The following is a 5,131-nucleotide window of genomic DNA, read 5'->3' as shown; positions in this document are numbered from 1 at the left end:
CAATAGATACAGATGAAGGAAATCCGTGCAAACTTCCTTCAAAATCGTACTTTATTGCCCCCTCATTTCCAGATCCCTCATAATGAAAAATGACAGGTTCACGCCATACTGTTTTGCCATTTTCCAACTCCCATTGCTTAACACTAAATTTAAAAATCTTTACCCCATAAAAAGCAAGAATGCAATGCCCAACAAAACCATCATCATTTCTTCTAGAAAAAAACCCTCCAATTTCCGGATCAACATCTAGCCAATGGTTGACATAAATTTTCGCAGTCGAGTTCTCAAATACATGAGCCCCATACTGGCAATTATATGTCTCAATCTGAGACCAGCAATTTTCTATGATTTTCATAATTCACTTCTTTTTCACAAAAATAATTGATTGCATCGAATCATTCAATTTTGAGCCGTCGGCGCGCAAAAATGTTTGCCCTTGGTACTCTGGCAACAAGGGCCCTTGGTACCTAACCTCTAGCCCCAAAGCATCAAGCTGCGCCTGGGTCGGCATGTTCGTAAGGTACTTATTTGCCGCTGTCCCGTTAATCACAATCTCGCCTCCCGGCTGGGTAATGCGTGTGGCCTCGGGCAGGTAGTCCATCATGGAAAAAGTGCCGCCCGCACCTTTTGGAATATACGGATTGCTCGCAACTACCGTAGCCTGACTATTGCTCGGGATGTTTGGCATGCTCCTGGCATCCACTGCAACAGCAGTGGCATCGGTTGGCCCCACACCTACAGCACCAGGAACCTTCGGCCCGCTGGCATCCGTGAATAGCTCAACCGTGCCACCCTGTTTTATGCCATTTACCGCCGAAGCCGATTCACCTGTTCCTGCCGTATTTGCGCCGGTAGATTGTGGAGAACCACTGCCCCCGATGTTGAAGATTAACCCAAGCCCGTGAACAACATTCGCCGGCAACGAAATTATCTCCGCCACGACATTCGTGATCGGGTTGACGAGTGGCTTTGTCGTCGTCTTCTCAGACTGGTCCGGCGTGCCAGTTAGCTTTGGCTCGCTCTTGTCAGCCGGCTTCCCCGGTGTCTTGAAAGGGGTCTGTGCCTGGCCCGGCGTCCACATTGGCGGCATCGGCGCTGGCGCAGCGAGTTGATTGTTCTCCACCTCAAACGTCGCCGCGTTCGTCGCCGTGGTGGCGTTCACACCGCTCGCGCCCGCCACACCCGCCACTAGGCTCTGCACTAGGTTCTCGCGCGCCTGCTTCTCCTGCGCCGACATCTCGTCGGTCGGCGCCAGCAGGCTGCCAAGTACGGAACTAGCCGCCGCGCCCATCGCTCCGGCGCCGCATGCCTGACTGGCCGCCGCCGCACCAGCGCAACCAACAATGGCATGCAGCGCCGCCCGGGCGCTTTCGGCTTCCGGTGTGCCCTTGCCCAGGGAATCGGCCATGGCCTTGACCTGACCAGCCGCCAGCCCCTGGATGTACCCCACCGCCGCACCCTGCGCGAACTGCGCCGCCGATCCGGTCACATTGCCGCCAGCGGCAGCCGTCAGCGCCGTCATGACCTGGCGATATGTCCCGCCCTGACCCCACTTGGCCGCATCATCTGCGCGCCGCTGTGCCTCCGCCCGCTGTTCAGGCGTCGCACTCGGATCCTTGGCTACCGCCTCGGCCGCCTTCTTGGCTGCATCCGCCTCATTCGCCCGGTTGTTCAGGAATACCCCCGCCTCCCGCTGCAACGCCCCCACAATCTCGAACCCTGCCCGGATCTCCTTCTCATTGAAGATCGGCTTGAGTGCATTGGCCGTGTTGTCCGTCTCGCGGTTCAGGCTGGCGATGGTTTCCGCCGCATCCTTGCCGGTCAGCGCCTTCTGCTTCTCTTCATTGCGGATCGTGATGTTGCCCGCGCTAACGCCGCTGGCGGTGGTACTGCTGGCGCTGCCCGAGGCAGACATCGCGATCGGGGGCGCAAAGGAGGCGCCCTGCCCGTTGCCGCCGCTGGTTGGCAGGTTGGTGCCAGGCACCGCCTCGCCCGTGGCGGCCTGGCCGCCCTGGGTCAGGCCTACGCCGCCACCACCGCCCGAGCCGCCGCCCAGCGGCATCATCGGCTTGCCCTGGGCGTATCCGCCACCAAGGCTGACGCTGCTGGCGCTGTATTCCGCGTGGTTCCGGATGTCGCTGCCAGTCAGGGTGTCGGTGGACAGGCTGTTCTTGTCCGCCGTGCCGCCGGCGATGACCGCGCCCTTGAGGTCGGTGTTGCCCTTGACGTCGATCTGGTAGCCGCCTGCGCCGGCACGGATCCCGGATTGCTCCGTCACGCTGGCGTAGTCGCTGTCGATCTTCTGCTGGCCAACGTTGGCGCTGGCGGCAAAGCCGGCGCCAACCGTCAGGCTGCCGCCGATGGACCGGTCCTTGCTCTTGTAGCGGCTGGTGTCCTGCAGGCTTTCGATATTGAGGTTGCCACCAATGTCGGCAATGACCTGCTTGCCGGTGGCGGTGGCGCCACGCAAGCTGGTGTCGCCGCCGGAGTCGATCACCAGCGTGTTGCCGGCGTTGACGTGGCTGTTGGTCCAGGTCACGTCGTTGCCGTCGGCGTTGCCACGCGCGGCGGACGCGCTGGCGGTGAGGCCGATGCTCGCGCCCTGCGCGCCAAGGTTCAGGCCGATGCCGATGCCGCCCGAGCCGCTGCTATTGCTGCCGTGCTGCTCGGCGGTGCTGGCCGCGGCCTGCAGGTTGACCTGGTTGTCGGCTTTCAGCAGTGCATTGTTGCCGGCCTGGATATTGCTGCCGACCACGTTGATGTTGCTGTCCGTGCCGCCGCCTTCGGCGCGGATGCGCACGTCGCCACCGGCGCGCACGGTGCTGCCTGCCGCCGTGGTGCTGCTTTGCGTTTGCTGGCTGTCGCTCTTGGAGCCGCCTAAGCTGACACTGATGTTGAGGCCACCCATGGCCTTGGGGTCGGCCTTGACGGCATCGGCCGCGTTCGATACAGCCAGCCCCGCTGCCGCGCCCGCCAGCGCCTTGAGGCGCGGGTCGTCGGTCTGGCTTTGTGCGCGCGCCATCTGGCCCGCCGTCTGGGCCGCCGCCAGTACCGGGTTGGTGACGGTGACGGTCAGGCCGCTTTGCCGGAAGTGGCTTTCCTGCGACGAGCTGGCGGTGTCGGTGGCGGCATTGATATCCACGCGCTTGGCGCGGACGCCGACATCGCCCTGCAGGGCGCTGACCGTGCTGCCGGTCTGCGTGTAGGCCTGGCCCGCGCTCAGGCTGGCGTTGCCGTTCAGGCTGCCGACCATCGAGCCGACGTTGGTGGCCGTGCTGACCTGTTGCGCTTGATTGAGCTGCTGCTTGCCGATCGTGACGGAGAGGCCACCGCCGGAGAACATGCCGGATTTGCGTTTCTCTTCCGCGCTGCTGCTCGTGGTGGTGTCCTGCCCCACGCCAATCGTCAGGTTGCGGTCCGCGCGCAGCGCCAGGTCATCGCTGGCGACAATGTTGGAGCCGGATACCGTCAGGTCGCGCCCGGCCCTGCCGCCGACGGCGTCGGCCGACACGGTGCTGCCCACCGCGTAGGTCTGCCCGGCGCTGCGCTTGCTGGTGCTCTGCTCGCTGGAGAGGAAGCCGGAGCGCTTGTGTTCTTGCCAGTTTTCCTGGGTATGCGTCTGCGTGACCGTGCCGACGGTGATGTCGCCAGCGGCTACCAGCGACGCGGTGCCGCCGCCGTTGCCGTTGGCGCCGGTGGCGACGGTCGAGCCCAGTATCGCCAGGTTGCCGCCGCTGCCGCCCGCACCGGTGGCGGGCGCTTCCGCCTTGATGCCGTTGGCCTGCAATACGGCGCCCGCCAAGGGTGCCTGTCCGGCCGCGAGGGTGACGTTGTTGCCGGCTTGCACGGTGCTGCCCCGGACCGTTTCGTCGGTCGAGGCTTGCGTGTAGGCCGCGCCCTTGCCACCCAGCGAACCTTCGCTGTGGGTGTGAGTGTCTTTCGCTGCGGTGACGGTGAGATCGCGGCCAGCGACGAGGGAGGCATTGCCGCCGGCCTGGATGCCGGCGTTGGCCAGCGTGGCATCGCGGCCAGCCACGGCGACGACGTTCCCGCCAGCCTGGACCAGGCTGCCCGCGACGGTGCTGGCCTGGTCGTGGGAATAGCTCTGCCCGCCGCGCGAGACGGCATCCTGCGTGGTGCCCAGCGTGACGGCGCCAACGGTAAGGTCGCGCCCGGCGCCGATCAGTGCGCCCTTGCCGGCCTCGAGGACAGCGCCACTGAGCGTGACGTCGCGGCCGGCGAGCACCACGGCGTTGCCCGTCGCCGAGATGGCCGCCACGGAGCCGACGCCCGTGGCCCCCGCACGATAGCCATTGGGCCCGATCGTGCGGACTTCGCTGATCGTCTGCGTTTCACTGACCACATCGCGCCCGGCCTGCACCAGCACGTCCTGGCCGCCGATGCGGCCGCCCAGGTTGCGCACGTCCTGCAGCGCCTGGACCACGGTGGTGCCGCTGGTGTCGCCGATGGTGCCGCGGTTGACGATGTCGTTGCCGAGCACCTGCGTGGCGACGTCGCCAACGATGCGGCCGCTGTTGTTCACATTGCCGCTGGCATTGAGCGCCACGCTGTTGCCCGTGACCAGCGCGCCGGTGCGGTTCAGGTCCACGGCGCTGGACTGCGCCAGGTAGAGCTTGGGCACCAGCACGGACTGGTGCGTGCCGTCGGGCAGCGTTACGTCCTGCGCCACCAGCCAGACCATGTCGGTGGTGAGCTGGCGCATCTGGTCGTCGGACAGGCCGATGCCGGGGGACAGGCCGAAGGATCTGGCCCAGGTTACGCCGCTGTTCATCAGCGCCTGGTATTCCTGCAACTGGTCGGAATAGCCCGCCAGGAAGGTGCGGCCGGTCAGCGCCGTGACCTGGTCGCGGACAAGCTTTTCTTCATGGAAGCCGTCGCCCAGGCGCTTTTGCACCTTCTGCGGGTCCAGGCCGAGCGCGCCCAGCATGTAGTCGCTGGAGAGGAAGGTCTTGTACTGGGTGAAGCGTGAATCGGTCTCGATCAGGTAAGGCGTGGCGGGAGCCGGACCCAGCGTGAAGAGGCCGTTGACCGGCAGCGTCAGGTTGGGAATGCCGCCCGCGGCGGTGCCCAGTGTCTGCGGGCGGCTGGTAGCGCCGGTGGCTGCCGCGAC

At 64.7% G+C, this 5,131-nt stretch carries 2 protein-coding genes; both read right to left on the bottom strand.

What is annotated here, in order from left to right:
• Positions 1 to 355: hypothetical protein (locus tag AC1DKD_RS38925; RefSeq protein WP_477144533.1), on the bottom strand; the 355-nt coding region annotated here is incomplete at its 3' end.
• Between the two features lie 3 nt (positions 356 to 358).
• Positions 359 to 5,131 (bottom strand): hemagglutinin repeat-containing protein (locus tag AC1DKD_RS38920; RefSeq protein ID WP_477144532.1); only part of this gene is annotated, 4,773 nt, incomplete at its 5' end.

The sequence above is a fragment of the Cupriavidus sp. 05T313 genome, assembly GCF_056396665.1.
Note: the sequence above shows the minus strand (reverse complement) of the source record. Positions and strands in the feature narration are given on the sequence as shown.